Genomic DNA, 15,156 nt, shown 5'->3' with positions numbered 1-15,156 from the left:
AAGCCGTACCTGTTTATAATGTGGTAAATCATATTGGCCAGCGCTTTTCCATCCAAACCGATGGTTTCGCCGGATGGACTCAAATTAGCTTTTATCGCTCCGTTCGAATTCGAATTGTCGGGCGAAATTTGGCTGTACGATCATACCCGGAACAATACGAACAAAATATTGTCATCGGATGACTTTCCTTCTGATCTTTCGCCGAAAAGAGTGTATTGGCTGGATGACGCACATCTGCTGATCTCCACGGGCAATAAATATGGAACCATTCCTTCCACAAGGCAGCTTTTTGTCTATTCGTTGAATAGCGGAGATATGCAGGAGAAATATGCAGTTCAAGAAACGCAGCATATCGCCTCGATTACCCTGCAAGAAGCCTTGATCCAATTAAAGATCGAAACCTATGACAATAATTTTATGGAGATTACGGGTACTCAAAACGTCAATTACCCAGTCAGTAAATTTCTGGAATAATCCAATATAAATAGCGAAAGGACCTCGCAGGCATTTTTTCCCGCAGGTTCTTTTTTTGATGCCGGCCTTAACGCATGTTATGCTGGACTTCCCAAAAGCCGAATTTGGGGATCCGTATAATTTTGCAAACGAAACCGTACGAGGTTTGCGCTGTTGTCATGCCTCGCTGCTAACGTATAATTCATTGCAAGCAGGGATACCCGCAATAAGAAAGGAGGGGTCACCATTCTTGATGAACGCAGCATGTCGATCCTGGAGCTTCTGCAGAAAACGGCCGACTACGTTCCGATCCAGGAAATGATGGATACCTTCAACATCTCCAAACGAACGGTTTATTACGATATGGATAAAATCAACGGATGGCTGCGCTTTCAGCAGCTGCCGCCGGTCGCATACGTTCGGGAAACCGGGTACCTGCTGCCTCAGAAAACGCGGTCGGAGCTGCCGAAACGGATGAAGGACATTCCGGCGACCCACTACTATCTTTCCCGCGAGGAACGCAAGGCATGGCTCGGCCTGCACTTGATCAGCCGCAGCGAGCCGATGTATCTGCATCATATGGAGGAGCTGCTGCAGGTCAGCCGGGGCACCGCCCATTCGGAGCTGAAGGAGCTTCGCAGCGAGTTGAGACGTTTTTGCTTACAGATCGTTTATGAACGCAAACGGGGCTATACCGTGCAGGGGAACGAGAAGGATGTAAGAGCTGCGATATCCTCCTTTTTGAATGATTTGCTTCCCTCCGTCAGCACCGAAGGGATTCGAGTTCGAATCGAGCAGCTGATGACGGAGGAACTGTTCCGCGCATCTGCGATGATGCTGGAAACAGAGCAGTGGTCCGCGGTATATGACATGATCGCATCCGGCGAACGCTTGATCGGTATGGAATTGTCCGATGAGACCATTGCCCATCTGGCGTCCCGGCTAATCCTGTACACGAGCAGATTTCTCCAAGGGCACCCAGTCGAGCTGGATGACGAGGAGAAATCGGCGCTGCTGCAGGTCCCGCAATACCGGGCGGCTCAGGAAATCGCGGGGCGCCTGGGGTCATTGGCAGGAGCGGATTTGCCGGAAGATGAGGTGTGTTATATTACGATCCAGCTGCTGACGGGCAAAGTGAACAAGCTCGAGGTCGAACCGGACAGCCAGGAAGCGAGGCGGGTCCGGGAAGCGGTTCGACGGATGATCGAGGCCTTTGAGCATCAGGGCTGCGTTCATTTCCGCAACCGGGCGGAGCTTGAGAAGCCGCTCGTGCTTCATGTGAAGTCATTATATTACCGTGCAAAGTACGGGATCCCGGCAGATAATCCGTTGGCGGGGACGATCATGGTGAAATACCGGGAGATATTCGAGCTGACGAAGCAATCGGCTCAGCCATTGGAAGGGCTGCTGGGCCGTCCGCTGAGCGAGCATGAAATCTCATATCTGACGATGCATTTCGGGGGCTGGATACGCAGTCAAGACATCGTATTGTCGCCCCGGAAGACAGCGGTCATCGTATGCGTTAACGGCATATCCGCTTCCCGGCTGCTCAAGGTTCAGATCGAGCAGCTGCTCCCGTCCGTTGATTTGGTTGCGATCCTGTCGCTGCGGCAATACGAGACGTTTGAACGAAGCGTCGATTTCGTCTTTTCCACAGTCCCGCTTCATGGCAGCAAGGTTCCCGTATTTACCGTTCCGGCCGTTCTGAACGATACCGAGAAGGTTCACTTGCTGAATCAGCTGACCCCTTACATTAAAGGGAACGGCGGACCGCTGCCCGGACCTTCCGCGCAGGCCATCGTCGATCTGGTAGGAAAGCATGTCGAGATTCCCGACAAAGCGCTGCTGCTGGAAGAGATTCAGCGGTATCTGACGGCAGCGAAAAGCATCGCACCCGCAGACTACAAACCAACGCTTGCGGAGCTGCTGCCTGCAGCGCGAATACAAATACTCGACAGCGTTTCCGATTGGCGAAGCGCGATTCGTACAGCCGCCGATCCGCTGGTGAAAGAAGGGTGTATCCAGACGCAGTACGTTCAGGCGATGATCGATAACGTCGAGCGGTACGGACCGTACATCGTCACTGCACCAGGAATCGCCATTGCCCATGCGAAGCCGGAGGATGGAGCCTTCCGTCATGCGATGGCGTTGATCAGCATCCGCAGCGGCGTGCCCTTCAGCGATGAATCCAGGCATTTGGTTCACGGACTGTTCGTCATGGTGAGCGCGGACGGCGAGTCGCATCTGAAGGCATTGTCGCAGCTAACGCATCTGCTTAGAGACGACGGCAACCGCATTTTGATGGGACAAGCGGACAGCAAAGAGGATGTGCTGCAGCTCATCCGCAAGTATTCGACGACCTCAGAAGAATGAAGAGACATGAAGGAGGAGCAAGATGCGTTTGTTTGATAAAAGCCTGGTAAATCTCGATATCGAAGTTAAGGATGCGGAGGAGGCCATCCGCGGTGCCGGACAGCTGCTGGTGGACAGCGGCGCAGCGGAGGCATCCTATGTGGAAGCCATGTTGGCGGCCTACCGAGAGAAGGGGCCTTACATCGTGATCGCCCCGCATATTGCGCTTCCCCATGCCAAAGCGGAGAGCGGCGTCCATGAAGCTGCGGTCGCTTTTGCCCGATTAAAGGAGCCGGTCAAGTTCGGCCATGCCGACAATGACCCGGTGGATCTGGTCTTCGCGCTAGGATCATCGTCAAGCTCTGACCATATCAAGCTGCTGCGCACCTTATCCTCGCTCCTGACCGATCCGGCAAATATCGAAGCGATCCGCAGCGCCAAAAGCGCGGAGGAGCTTGAGAATTTATTGAAGTAATCCGTCATGGATATCCGTATCAAACCTAAATTACAGGAGGTAATCGAAATGAAAATCATATGTGTGTGCGGACTAGGACAAGGCACGAGTTTGATTCTGCGAATGAACGTGGAGAATGTGCTGAAAGATCTCGGTGTTCAAGCGGACGTCGAGCATACGGATGTCTCAACGGCTTCAGGGATGTCTGCCGATTTTATCGTGACCAGCAACGAATTGGCGCAAAGTCTGCCGGGCCATTCCGCTACAATTGTCATCGTCAACAATTACTTCGACCTGAACGAAATCAAGGAAAAGCTTCAGGAAGCTCTATAAAAAGTAACGAGGGGGAACGCTCGTGAGTGTTATATCCTGGATTGCAACGAATATTTTCGGGACTCCTGCCGTTCTGCTTGGTTTCATTGTTCTGCTCGGATTATTACTGCAGAAGAAATCGGCAAGCCAGATCGTCAGCGGCACCTTCAAGGCGATTATCGGCTTCTTGATCATCAGCGCAGGATCCGACGTTATTGTGAAAGCACTCAATGTTTTCGAACCGATGTGGAAGGAAGTGTTCGGCCTTAAATCGGAATCGCTGGGGCAGTTTCTGGGCCAGGATTCGTTTAATGCCCAATACGGAAGCGCGATTACGCTGGCGATGCTGGCCGGATTTATGATCAACGTCCTGCTCGCCCGGTTTACCCGGTTCAAGTATATTTACCTGACCGGACATATGATGTTCTGGACCACCACCGTATTTGCGGGCATCGTCGTGCACACGGCAGGCGGGAGCGTCCCGCAATGGAAGCTTGTGCTGTTCCTGGCGGTTATCCTTGGCCTGTACTGGACGTTTCAGCCTGCGCTCACGCAGCCGTTTATGCGAAAAATTACCGGAAACGATAACATCGCGCTCGGGCACAGCTCGGCATCCGTCGCGCTGCTTGCGGCCCTGCTCGGGAAGTGGATCGGCAATAAGGAGAATGATTCGGAGAAGATCAAGGTACCGAAAGGGCTTGAATTCCTAAGGGATTCGAACGTCATCACGGCGCTTAGCATGGGTGTGCTGTTACTGATTGGCGCGATCATTCTCTCGCTGAAAGGAACGCCTGCTGCACAGGAGCTGATCGCCCAGTCCGGTGAGCAGAACTTTTTGGTCTATTCCATCATGCAATCGTTTACTTTCGCCGGGGGCATCGCGATCGTGCTGCTGGGGGTCCGGATGTTCATCGGCGAGCTGGTGCCGGCTTTTAACGGGATTGCGACGAAGCTCGTGCCTGGCGCGAAACCTGCGCTTGATTCACCGGTGACCTACCCTTATGCCCCGAATGCCGTCGTGCTCGGATTCGTCGGCGCATTCGCCGGTGCGTTAATCTGGCTTGTCGTCCTTGGGAACACGATGGCGTATATCTTTGTTCCGACGATGATCGTCCTGTTCTTCCATGGCGCCACCGCCGGCGTGTTCGGCAATTCGACAGGAGGCGTCCGCGGAGCGCTGCTAGGCGGATTCATCACATCTACCGTCGTGGCATGGGGTCAATTCATCATGGTGCGATTCCTGATCTCGACCACCATCCCGGATACGGCCATGTGGGCCGCCGATTCGGATATGTTTATCCTCGGACCGATCATCCGCTTCTTGTCGGAGCTGTTGTTCTGAATCGGCGTGCCGATCTTCCTGATCGGAATCAATTATGGAGAAGAAAGGGGAACACAACATGAGCTTTATACGAACGCTTGACGCGGATATTCCCAGAGAAGAACTAGGCTTCACCTATTCTCACGAGCATATCGTGTGCCGCCCTGCCTACTGGTCCGAGCGGGGGGAGGATGATCTCCTGCTCGATGACCCGGCTAAATCCAAACAGGATGTCCTTGATTTCAAAAAGCACGGGGGACAGACGATTGTAGACGCCACGGCCGTCGATTACGGACGTGACGTGCCTGCCGTCCACGACATCATGGAACAAACGGGCGTCCGGATCATCGGGACGGCAGGCTTTAACAAGAGCTTCCTCTGGGATGCGTCTATCAAGGAAGAGCTCAAGCCGATCATCGGTAATTACCGTACGTACTATGAATGGATTGAGAGCGCTACCATCAATGAATTGGCTGATTTCGTCATCCGGGAAGTGGAAGAAGGTCTGGAAGGAACGCCGTTTCGCGCCGGTCAGGTGAAATTCGGAACCGGATATAACCGGATAACCCCGCTCGAGGAGAAGACGCTGCGCGCGGTAGCCCGGGCCCATCATGAGACGAAGGCTCCGGTTCATTCCCACACCGAAGTCGGCACGATGGCTTTGGAGCAGATCGAGCTGCTGCGAAGCGAGAACGTGGACCTGAGTTACTTAAGCCTCGGTCATATGGATCGTAATCCGGATCCGTATTATCATGAACAGATTGCAAGAACAGGGGCCTACTTGTCGTTCGATGGCATCGGCAAAATCAAATACGCTCCAGAGAGCACCCGGATCGAGCTCATTCTGGAGCTTGTCCGCAAAGGATACGCCGGTCAAATTCTGATCAGCGGGGATACCGCCCGCAAATCGTATTACAAGCACTATGACCACGGTCCCGGATTGGAGTTCATCATTGCCAAGTGGGTGCCGCGATTCATCGATGAGGCCGAGCGGGCGGGGTTTGACGGACAGGAGCTGATCCGCCGGTTTTTCGTCGATAATCCGGCAAACTGCTTCGCTTTTAAGCGATAGGGGGGATTTGGATGGATTATCAACAGCAGAATGCTTACGAGATCGGCGAGCTGATTAAACGCAAGGGCTGCGCGATATTGCCGGTCGGCGCCGTTGAGGCGCATGGACCCCATCTGCCGCTAGGAACGGATAATCTGCTGGCGGAGCGTCTGGCCGAGCGTCTGGCAGAACTTACGGACAGCCTGGCGCTGCCGACGCTGCCTTACGGGCAGGTTTGGAGTCTTCAGCATTTCCCCGGCAGTCTGAGCGTATCCAATGAAGCGCTGATCCGAATCCTCTATGATATCGGCGAGAGTCTGGTACGGCAAGGCTTCCGAATTTTTGTCATGCTGAACGGACACCTCGGGAACATGCCCGCATTAAAAGACGCCGCCCGAATGCTGTACAATGATCACCCTGAATTGAAAGTCTATTATTTCTTCTATCCGGGTACCGGAGAGGCCATATCCAGGATTCGTGAGACGCCGTCCACCCACGCATCGTATTTTCACGCATGCGAGCTTGAGACCTCCTACATGCTCTATCTTGCCGAAGAATATGTCGACATGGACAAGGCAATCCGGGATATACCCCAAATCGGGCTTGAAGCCGATTGCACCCCAACACCATGGGAAACCTTCACCTCTTCGGCTGTTTTGGGCGATGCGACGCTGGCTACGAAAGAGAAGGGAGAGCAAGTGATCGAGGCGTCGCTGGCCGCGATGACCGCCATGATCCTTGGGGCGAAGCAGCGGCTTCAACAGCGCAGGGAAGCTTAATGGAGCTGCTCGGTGCCTTTATGAAGCGTGCGGCTTTAACAGGCATCATCAAAAAAGGGAGTATGTTTTCGATTAATCGAAAACATACTCCCTTTAGCGCTTACGAGCGGCCCGCTTCGTTTTGCTGTTTCAGCAGATCGCGGATTTCGGTTAGCAGAACCTCTTCCTTGGATGGTGCAGGAGGCTCGTCCGGTTTGGCTTCTTCTTTTCGCTTGAAGCGGTTGAGGGTTCGAATGAACATGAAGATCGAGAAAGATACGATCAGAAAGTCCACGACCGTCTGCAGGAATACCCCATAAGTAATCGTTGCGTCTCCAAGGGTTGCCTTCAACCCGGATAAATCAACGCCGCCCATCAGCAAGCCGATTAGCGGCACGATAATGTCGCTAACCAGCGAGGATACGATTTTACCAAAGGCGGCACCGATGATGACCCCGATGGCCAGATCCAATACGTTCCCCTTCAGCGCAAAGGCTTTAAATTCTTTTAACAGATTCATAAATAATCACCTGCTTTCCTTCTTTAGATGAAATAGCGTTCATCCATGCGCTGAAAATCTCTGACCCTAGCACCAGATCTATGTACGGGGAATCGAGATCATCCTTATCTGATATGTGCTTGGTTTCAGAAGTTTTGCGATGTTCAAACGCCAGCCGTTCGATGATCGGACCCTATTTCGAGAGAAGAATGCCCCTTACGAAATGTCCTTCATCATGGTAGCGTCAAGATTTCGGTTCGTCAATCTTTTTTCTTTCAACAACCATAGACATAAATAGACAAGTTCACACCCTTGATGACGATTCTCGCCAAACGGGACAAGGGGCGCCCTCCAGATCCGAGATCATGCGGGACACCCCAAATTATTTACGCAAAACCGTCAAGGCTTAGCGTTCTTCCAGTATTCGTAAGCATGAACCACATTGCCGGCGTAAGCAGGGGAATCCTGCAGCAATTCAGGCAGCTTTGCCAGCTCTTCTTCCATGTAGGCCGCGCCTTCTTCATAGAAGGTGATATGGTTGCCTTCATGGCTTGCTTTCATTTCTACAGAGAGGATGATCGGCTTTCCAAGCTCATTAGCAAATCCGATTTCCTCTTTGGAGACGCTGACGATCCCGTTCGAGCCTGCTGCGGTGTCACGGAAGGCCATCAACGATACATGATCCATCCGGTCGATCATCCATTTGCTGAGGGATATGTCTGAGCCGGGAGCCTTGTGCTTGTCAAGCCAGACGGCCATATCCATGCTGGCTTCAAGGCTGGAGTCCTTCTTCAGCTCGCTTACGAAGGCGTCCAAATTGGACGTCCATTCCGCAATAACCCGGTCCGAATCGGCCCACCAGGCGGGCAGGACATACGGCTCGATATCCAGATGGATGCCATGGAATCGTTCATCGCCGGCAACGGAGCGGTTATATTCTTTTACATAGTTCACCAGTTTCATCATCCGTGGACGGTTCTCCTGCAGCGCCCATATCGGATGGCCGCCCATGGCATGTACTTCAATGCCTGCTGCGGAGGCTTGTTTGACAAAAGAAGAATACGAATCGAACGGCTGTTCCAAATCCAACCTTACATACAGCCAATTCAGTTTCTTCTCCTTGGCAAACGCCAAAATGCCTTGACCGTCTTCAACCACGTCACGCGCTTCCCAAATATAGGTGCCTCTTACCCGGGAATCCCGCTCAATCGGGTCCGCATCCGGAACCGTCCCGCCGCCACCAGGATCAGGGGTTGTAGGAGGGGTCGGATTCGGCGCAGGGTTCTCTCCGTTAGGGGGTGTAGCCCCGTCACCGCCTGTCGGCATGTCCCTCCAGCTGCGGGCATCGTGGACAGCCAGTCCCGCGAATGAGCTGTAAGAGCTCAGATCGGCGGATAATTGTTCCAATGTGCTGGACAGATATTCCCGGCCAAGTCCATGGAATGTCGTGTGGGCTTCGCCGGGCATCTCCTTCGTATTCACCGCCACTACGACCCGCTTTCCGAGCCGATCCGCCAGCTCGAGCTCAGCCTGGGTCAGGGACCGGATTCCATGCTCGGAATCCAACTGGTTCCGGTAAGACATAACGGTGACATGGTCAAAGGATCCCATGAGCCATTCATTGATCGGAGTGCCGTCTTCCAGGGTGTATGAATCAAACCAGAAGGGGATATCGATCCCTAGCTCTAGCCCGCTTCCCGAGATACGGCTAAGAAAAGCGCTTATATTGCTCTTCCAGGATGATATAACCTCTTCCTGACGAATTTCCCATTCGGGCAGCACGTAGGGCTCGATATCAAGATGGAGCCCGTCAAACCGGCCGTTCTCCGGCACGCCTGCGTTATAGTCATTCACCCAATCGGCAAGGCCCAGCATATCCGGCAAATGCTTCTCAAGCGCCCACCCCGGATCGCCCCCCAGCGCGTGGACTGCAATATTAGCCGCATGGGCCTTCTCGACAAAGGTTTGATAAATCTCTGCAGACATTTGACGATTAATTTGCAAATAGATCAGGTTAATGCCTTCCTCATGCGAATAATCAAGGAGCTCTTCACCGCCATCCTTGATCCATTCGGTCTGCCATACCCAGGTAGCTTTCACCTTGGCCTGCTCTGCATATGCCGGTGTCTGCAACCCTACCAGAAGCAGTGCCATTAGAAGGCCGGCAAGCTTCTGGCATGCTCGTACATTCATAGTTTCCCTCCATTCCTCCAAAACTCTTTCTTTGTAAACGGGGTTATTATATCACTGATGATTTGGAAAGGGATGAGCCCTTGTTCTTACAGGACTCTGCCTATCGCACAATCAGGAATATACGTTCGGGTAACATGGAACTAGTCCCTGATTAAAGTGAAATAACGCTGAAAGAGAAAATTGATAAAACTGGAAAATTTGAGGCTAACCGCTCAGGTAAAAAGTTACGGGGCCAGAGTCCGTCCTTAACCATGCGTCATGGTTTCCGCTGTTCGCCGTTAAAAGGTCCTAGAGTCCAACCCGGGGAAGATTAAATCCGAATGTGTTTATGTATTTCTATCCATTTAGCAAATTCCACAAGCCGAATGCCCGCTGTTTGGAATACTGCGCAGGTTCGAAATTGCAACGGGTGCGAAAAATCACAGATGGTGGAAATACGCTCCTTTACGAAAATAAGAAGGCATTCATATACTAAAGGTGCCTATAGCTGCTTCTAGGTTGGTGATGGAGGAGCTGAACCGATGCAGCCCCAGCAACTCATCTTGGAAGGCGAATGGCGGGACGTCCAATAGATTACCGATCATGACGGTCGTGATGGTGAAGGTCGTGATCACGAAGGGGGGGAAGAGGCGAAATCGAATCCAACGGTTTGACATTGAAATTGGACGCGTTACACGCGGATTACGGCACGAGGAGGGGGATAGCGAGCTTATAAGTTCAATTTTGCTGACGAACGGATGTAAAGCGCTTTCACAAAAGACAAGAAACGGGGGATCTCATTTATGCAAAAAAGGGTCGTTTACGCAAAAAAGAGCTTGGTTTTCATGCTTGCGCTCATGCTGGTTCTCGTATCGCAATGGTGGCTCGCCGCTCCAGCGGATGCACGGGTGGACAAAGCATTCGGCGAACCGGTAACCATCGGTTCCCCGATTGAGAATGTAGCCATTTTTGATGCAGCTTTCGGCAAAGAAGATGGCAGGGATGTCATGTATACGACGGTAACGGGCAAGCCGGCCATTTTCCAGGTTGTTGATCTGGTCAGCAGGGAGGTGCTGCGCAAATACAGACTGGAAGGAACCGAGAGCTCCTGGACTCATGTAACCCTGCCGGACGGTACAGTCTATATTGGCGGTAACGGCAAGCTGTATACGTATTCGCCGGCAACGAAAGAGCTGCGCGATCTGGGCGGGATCGGAGAGAGCGTTGTTTATGGGCTGACATATGACGAGCAGGGCAGGGTCTATTTCGGTTCTTATCCGAATGCCAAGGTAGGCCGCTATGATCCCTCCACCGGCGAGATGAGAGATTACGGCAGCGTGATGCCTGGCCAGAGCTATACCCGGGCCACGGCCTACCATAACGGATACTTGTATGCTGGGATCGGCATTCAGGGAAGCCTTGTGAAAGTGAACGTGGAAACGGGGGAGAAAGAGCCTATTCCGCTGCCGACATACGGCGGTGCGGTGCAGACTGCGCAAGTGTATCAGCTTGATGCTGCCGGCAAGTATATCGTAGCCGGCTTGAGCGGAGGGAATAACGCACTGCTGTTCTATGACACGGAAGCCGGAGCTTGGAGCGACACCTATTTTCTGGACAATAAGGGGATTCGCTTATCGTATGGCGAGCCGGGCAGCAATAAGGTGTATTTCGTACAGAACAACCGATTGATGGAGCTGGATCTCATCTCGATGGAGGCGGTCGACACCGGAATCGAATATACCACCTATCTTCGCAATACCGCTTGGATCGAGATGCCGAATGATCCGGATCTCCCGGGAAAATCGCTTGCGACCGTCATGTGGTCGGGGGCGGTTGCTTATATGAATTTGGAGACGAAGAAGGTCAAGTCGGTTACCTACCCGTTCTCTGGTAATCCGATTCCGATCCAAACGCTGGAGAAAGGGCCCGACGGCAAGCTGTACATGAGCGGCTATCCTGGAGGAAAAGGGGCTTCATATTCCCCGATCACCGGCGAAATCGAGACCTTTTCCTTAGGTCAGGCCGAAGGCATGGCTGCACTTGGTGACAAAATGTACTTCGGTCTCTATCCGGGAGGCCGCATTTGGGAGCTGGACGTCAATCAGCCGATCCAGGATGGGGTGAATCCGAAAGAGATTTATAAAATTCCCCACCAGGACAGGCCGTTCATCATGACGCCTGGCGATGGCAAGCTGTTTATCGGCACAATTCCTGACTACGGCGAACTGGGAGGCTCGCTGACCGTGTATGATCCTTCGCTCGGGCCTGAGCAAGGGTTTACCGTCTATGAAGATGTCGTGCACAACCAATCGATTGTCGGCCTTGCCGTCCGCAACGGGAAGCTGTATGGTTCGACTACCGTGGCCGGCGGGCTTGGCATCGATCCGACGGAGACGGCAGCCAAAATATTTGTGTGGGATATCGCCAGCGGTAAAAAGCTTCAGGAATTCGTTCCTTCGATCCCGGGCGCAACCGTTCAACCAGGGATGATCAGCGGACTCAGCATCGGCCCTGACGGATTGCTGTGGGCAGCGGCGGACGGATTGATCTTTGCCATGGACCCGGAGACGATGGACATCGTGAAGAGCGCGAATATTTATCCGTCCGTATCCAATTATGGAAGATGGCGCCCGGTACACATCCGGTGGGGCGAAGACGGTTATATGTACACCACGCTTGCGGGCAGGATTACCGTGATCGATCCGAACGAGCCGGAAGCGGCGATTACGCTGTCGACAACGCCATTGATGACGCTTGGTGATGACGGGCATATCTATTATTCTGATGATACATTGCTTAAAAAAATCGAAGTGACGAAGGGCAGCGGAGCCGTTCACATTCCGATCGAGATCCCTCTCTTGAACGGAAGCTTTGACCAACCTGCAGAGAACGGCGTGATTCCGGGCTGGAGTTCCTTGTTCAATTTAACGCCGAACGTGTCTTTCGGATTAAGCAATGAGCAGAGCGTAAGCGGCCCGAGCAGCTTGTACATCACGGATGCTTCCGCGACGGAAACGGTGGCCGTTGCATCCGATTCCGTTCCCGTGAAGCCCGGGACGGCGTATACGGCGAGATTCCAGGTTTACCTTAAGGAAGGACGCACCCTTGCATCAATGAACTACTATGATGCCAACCATAAGCAAGTGGGCGGGACCTCGCTTCAAATTACAGCAGGCAGCGGCAAATGGCAGCAGCTTGAGATGAGCGCCGTCGCTCCGGAGAATGCAGCTTACGTAAGATTGGTCTTGTTCTGCTCCCAGCTGTGGACGACGAAGGCGTATTATGATGATGCATCCATATCCTATACGGAGACAGTCACGCCGGATCAGCTGCCGGATTGGCTGGAGTCCCAAATCGACCAAGGGAAGGTTCGACACCCGCTCGCGCAGCAGCTTACAAATGCAATTCGGCAAGCGCATTTCCACTATGGGGAGGGACGCCTCGAACAAGCCGTTCATCAGTTGGAAAATGCGCTGAAGCATCTGGAACGCTCGGGGGAGGAGGACATCCAGGCAAATGCCCGGAATGGGATCCAAAGCGTAATCCGCGCGTTCATCCAGTCCTGGCAATGAAATAGTTATAAGAATTCATTTTATTTGGTCCATGAAGAGAGAGCTGGAAATTAACCCTTTCCATGCTCTCTTTTTTGTGCGAATGGATCGTATGGGTGCTCATTTCAGGCATTTGCCCAGAATTTCGTCTAGCGTTTATACTAAGAAGGTGAGTTGAAGAGTATAATATATGATCTGATACAAGTAATAACCAAGAAGCTGTCCAGGATCGGCAATGGAACGCTAGCCCTTATTCCGATTGTTGCTTGTCAAAGGTCCCGCACGGCATTTACAGTCATAAGTGGACAAGCACAAGTGCGAGCCTGCAAAACGCTGATCCTTTCGAGCGTAAAGATCTATGCAAGTTATGCTGATAGCCAAATGAGGTGGCTTATGAACACGGAAGAATGGAAGCAGGCTGAAAAGGCTTTATCCAGCATGGAGGTCATGAAGCAGGGAACTAACGATCCGGTGACCATTGAAGGCGAATCGAATGACCTGCACTGCATCGGGATCGGCACAGATGCTGCGGTATTTGTCTATGAACCGCTGCCACACTATGCTTACAAGTTGTACGCGGCAGAAGCGCTTCCCAAAAAGGAAGCCGAAATTCGCGTGTACCGCTCTCTGCAAGGAAGCCCTTATTTCCCTACGTTTTACGGTGCGGGAGAGCGTTATGTGGCGATCAGCCGGGAGAGCGGGATGACATTGTATGATTGTCTACTGTACGGCGTGCCGGTACCGAGGCAAGTCATTGATGATGTGGAGGCAGCACGAAGCTTCGTCAGGGAGAAAGGGCTCAATCCCAGAGATATTCATTTGAAAAATGTGCTGCTGCAAAACGGCCGTGGCAAAGTGCTGGATGTTTCAGAGTATATCCAGAGCGGTAACGACAGGCGATGGGAGCATCTTCTGTGGGCGTACGACAATGTGTATCCGCTCATCGAAGGCAAGAAGCTGCCGCTGTGGGTATTGGAGGCGGTGAAGAACGGGTATTATCGGCTCGATCCGTCCAGCGTTAATCTGCAGGAATTCGCCGAGCGGATCAAAAAGCTGTTTTTCAACCGGTAGCTTGCAGAACGGATGTCCATGTCAATTGAAGAAACCGCGTATGCTGCGCGGTTTCTTTCTTATGTAAATGTGAGAGCTCTTACCCCTGGCGGTGTCCATCGAACGGACATGCCCTAATCAGGTGCACAGCTGGTCCCGTTTGGTTGTCAAAACATGCTCCAATCAAGCTCTCTCGATATAACCTCCAGTAAATGCACGCCAGCTTGGCTGTTTCCCTTGTCGTTAAGCGCGGGGCCGAATACGCCAATGCCGTACTGTCCGGGGACAAGCGCTAAGATGCCGCCGGAGACCCCGCTTTTGGCGGGCAGCCCGACCTGAATGGCGAATTCGCCTGACGCATTGTACATTCCGCATGTCGTCATGAAGGTTTTGGCGATCTGAACGTATCGCCTTGGGATCAGCCGGTTTCCCGTGAGCGGATCGAGACCTCCGCAAGCAAGGACCAGCCCCATGCGGGCCAGGTCGGCGCAATCGGCCTGGATGGAGCAATGCCGGAAGTAGACGTCAAGCACAGCCTCGACATTTCCCGAGAGCACCCCGTTTTGTTTGAGAAAATAAGCAATGGACCTGTTCAGATTGCCGGTTTCGGATTCGGAGCGGTACACTGCCTCATCGCAGCTTAGCTGCCGGTTGCCAGCAAGCACCCGCAGGAAATCGAGGATCCGTCCGTATACCTCTTCCGGGCTGCTGCCCCGGATTAGCGATGAAATCGTGATGGCCCCTGCGTTGATCATCGGATTGAACGGAATGCCCGGGCGAACGAGCTCCAGCTTCAGCATGGAGTTGAAGTTGTCGCCGGTCGGCTCCATGCCGACCTTACGGAACACCTCCTCTTCACCGTTATCCATCAATGCAAGTATCAGCGTAAAGACTTTAGAGATGCTCTGCATCGTGAACTTTTTTCCGCAATCTCCTGCAGTCGCGGATTCGCCGCTTGCATGCAGCAGGCTGACACCGAGGGCATTGTGCGGGGATTTGGACAGTTCGGGAATGTAGGACGCAACTCTTCCGCTTGCGGCGAATGGACGGCTCGCTTCCACCCATTCCGCCAGCCGTTCTCGTATCGTTCCGATGTCATAAGATGGCACGGTCCCATCTCCTTTGGCAAATATATAAAGAATTGGTCATAGCATTCGTTGATGGAAGCCGCTTTATCCCTTCA

The 15,156-nt window shown here is 52.8% G+C and carries 12 protein-coding genes; 9 read left to right on the top strand and 3 right to left on the bottom strand.

Annotated elements, in window-relative coordinates; all coding sequences use genetic code 11:
• The first annotated feature begins 33 nt into the window (after positions 1–33).
• The 7 genes from MKX76_RS10210 (at position 34) to MKX76_RS10180 (ending at position 6,722) form a co-directional block, all read left to right on the top strand.
• Positions 34–474, top strand: a complete 441-nt coding sequence (locus MKX76_RS10210) for a DUF4652 domain-containing protein (protein ID WP_251535189.1) — start codon at positions 34–36, stop codon at positions 472–474.
• Positions 475–717: 243 nt separating this feature from the next.
• A complete protein-coding gene (locus tag MKX76_RS10205) occupies positions 718–2,826 on the top strand; it encodes a BglG family transcription antiterminator (protein ID WP_341033679.1) in 2,109 nt (702 codons plus the stop codon).
• Positions 2,827–2,848: 22 nt separating this feature from the next.
• Entirely contained in the window at positions 2,849–3,280 is a 432-nt protein-coding gene (locus MKX76_RS10200) for a PTS sugar transporter subunit IIA (protein WP_007130303.1), read from the top strand.
• A 48-nt stretch (positions 3,281–3,328) separates the two neighbouring features.
• A complete protein-coding gene (locus tag MKX76_RS10195) occupies positions 3,329–3,592 on the top strand; it encodes a PTS sugar transporter subunit IIB (RefSeq protein WP_007130302.1) in 264 nt (87 codons plus the stop codon).
• 22 nt (positions 3,593–3,614) lie between these two features.
• A complete protein-coding gene (locus MKX76_RS10190; protein WP_341033675.1) occupies positions 3,615–4,913 on the top strand; it encodes a PTS ascorbate transporter subunit IIC in 1,299 nt (432 codons plus the stop codon).
• Positions 4,914–4,971: 58 nt separating this feature from the next.
• Positions 4,972–5,964 carry a phosphotriesterase family protein gene (locus MKX76_RS10185; protein WP_341033674.1) on the top strand — a complete coding sequence of 331 codons (993 nt, stop codon included), beginning with the start codon at positions 4,972–4,974 and terminating at the stop codon, positions 5,962–5,964.
• 11 nt (positions 5,965–5,975) lie between these two features.
• Positions 5,976–6,722, top strand: coding sequence for a creatininase family protein (locus MKX76_RS10180; protein WP_341033673.1), 747 nt, complete (start codon positions 5,976–5,978; stop codon positions 6,720–6,722).
• A 100-nt stretch (positions 6,723–6,822) separates the two neighbouring features.
• On the opposite strand, the gene mscL is transcribed toward MKX76_RS10180, so the two are convergent.
• Positions 6,823–7,221 carry a large conductance mechanosensitive channel protein MscL gene (gene mscL, locus MKX76_RS10175; RefSeq protein WP_034274289.1) on the bottom strand — a complete coding sequence of 133 codons (399 nt, stop codon included), beginning with the start codon at positions 7,219–7,221 and terminating at the stop codon, positions 6,823–6,825.
• A 378-nt stretch (positions 7,222–7,599) separates the two neighbouring features.
• A complete protein-coding gene (locus MKX76_RS10170; RefSeq protein ID WP_341033672.1) occupies positions 7,600–9,393 on the bottom strand; it encodes a hypothetical protein in 1,794 nt (597 codons plus the stop codon).
• Positions 9,394–10,217: 824 nt separating this feature from the next.
• On the opposite strand from MKX76_RS10170, the gene MKX76_RS10165 reads away from it, so the two are divergent.
• Together MKX76_RS10165 and MKX76_RS10160 are read left to right on the top strand one after the other, a co-directional pair.
• A complete protein-coding gene (locus MKX76_RS10165; protein ID WP_251535180.1) occupies positions 10,218–12,944 on the top strand; it encodes an FIMAH domain-containing protein in 2,727 nt (908 codons plus the stop codon).
• Between the two features lie 372 nt (positions 12,945–13,316).
• The gene (locus tag MKX76_RS10160; RefSeq protein WP_251535178.1) at positions 13,317–13,994 is read left to right on the top strand and encodes a serine/threonine protein kinase; all 678 of its coding nucleotides are present in this window, start codon (positions 13,317–13,319) and stop codon (positions 13,992–13,994) included.
• A gap of 146 nt (positions 13,995–14,140) precedes the next feature.
• On the opposite strand, the gene glsA is transcribed toward MKX76_RS10160, so the two are convergent.
• Positions 14,141–15,082, bottom strand: coding sequence for a glutaminase A (glsA, locus tag MKX76_RS10155; protein ID WP_213613865.1), 942 nt, complete (start codon positions 15,080–15,082; stop codon positions 14,141–14,143).
• Positions 15,083–15,156 lie beyond the last annotated feature (74 nt).

Origin of the sequence: Paenibacillus sp. FSL R5-0810 (genome assembly GCF_038002285.1) — a bacterium.
GTDB classification, from domain to species: Bacteria; Bacillota; Bacilli; order Paenibacillales; family Paenibacillaceae; genus Paenibacillus_AQ; species Paenibacillus_AQ lactis.
The sequence above is the reverse complement of the archived record's forward strand: the minus strand, read 5'-3'. Positions and strand labels throughout refer to the sequence as shown.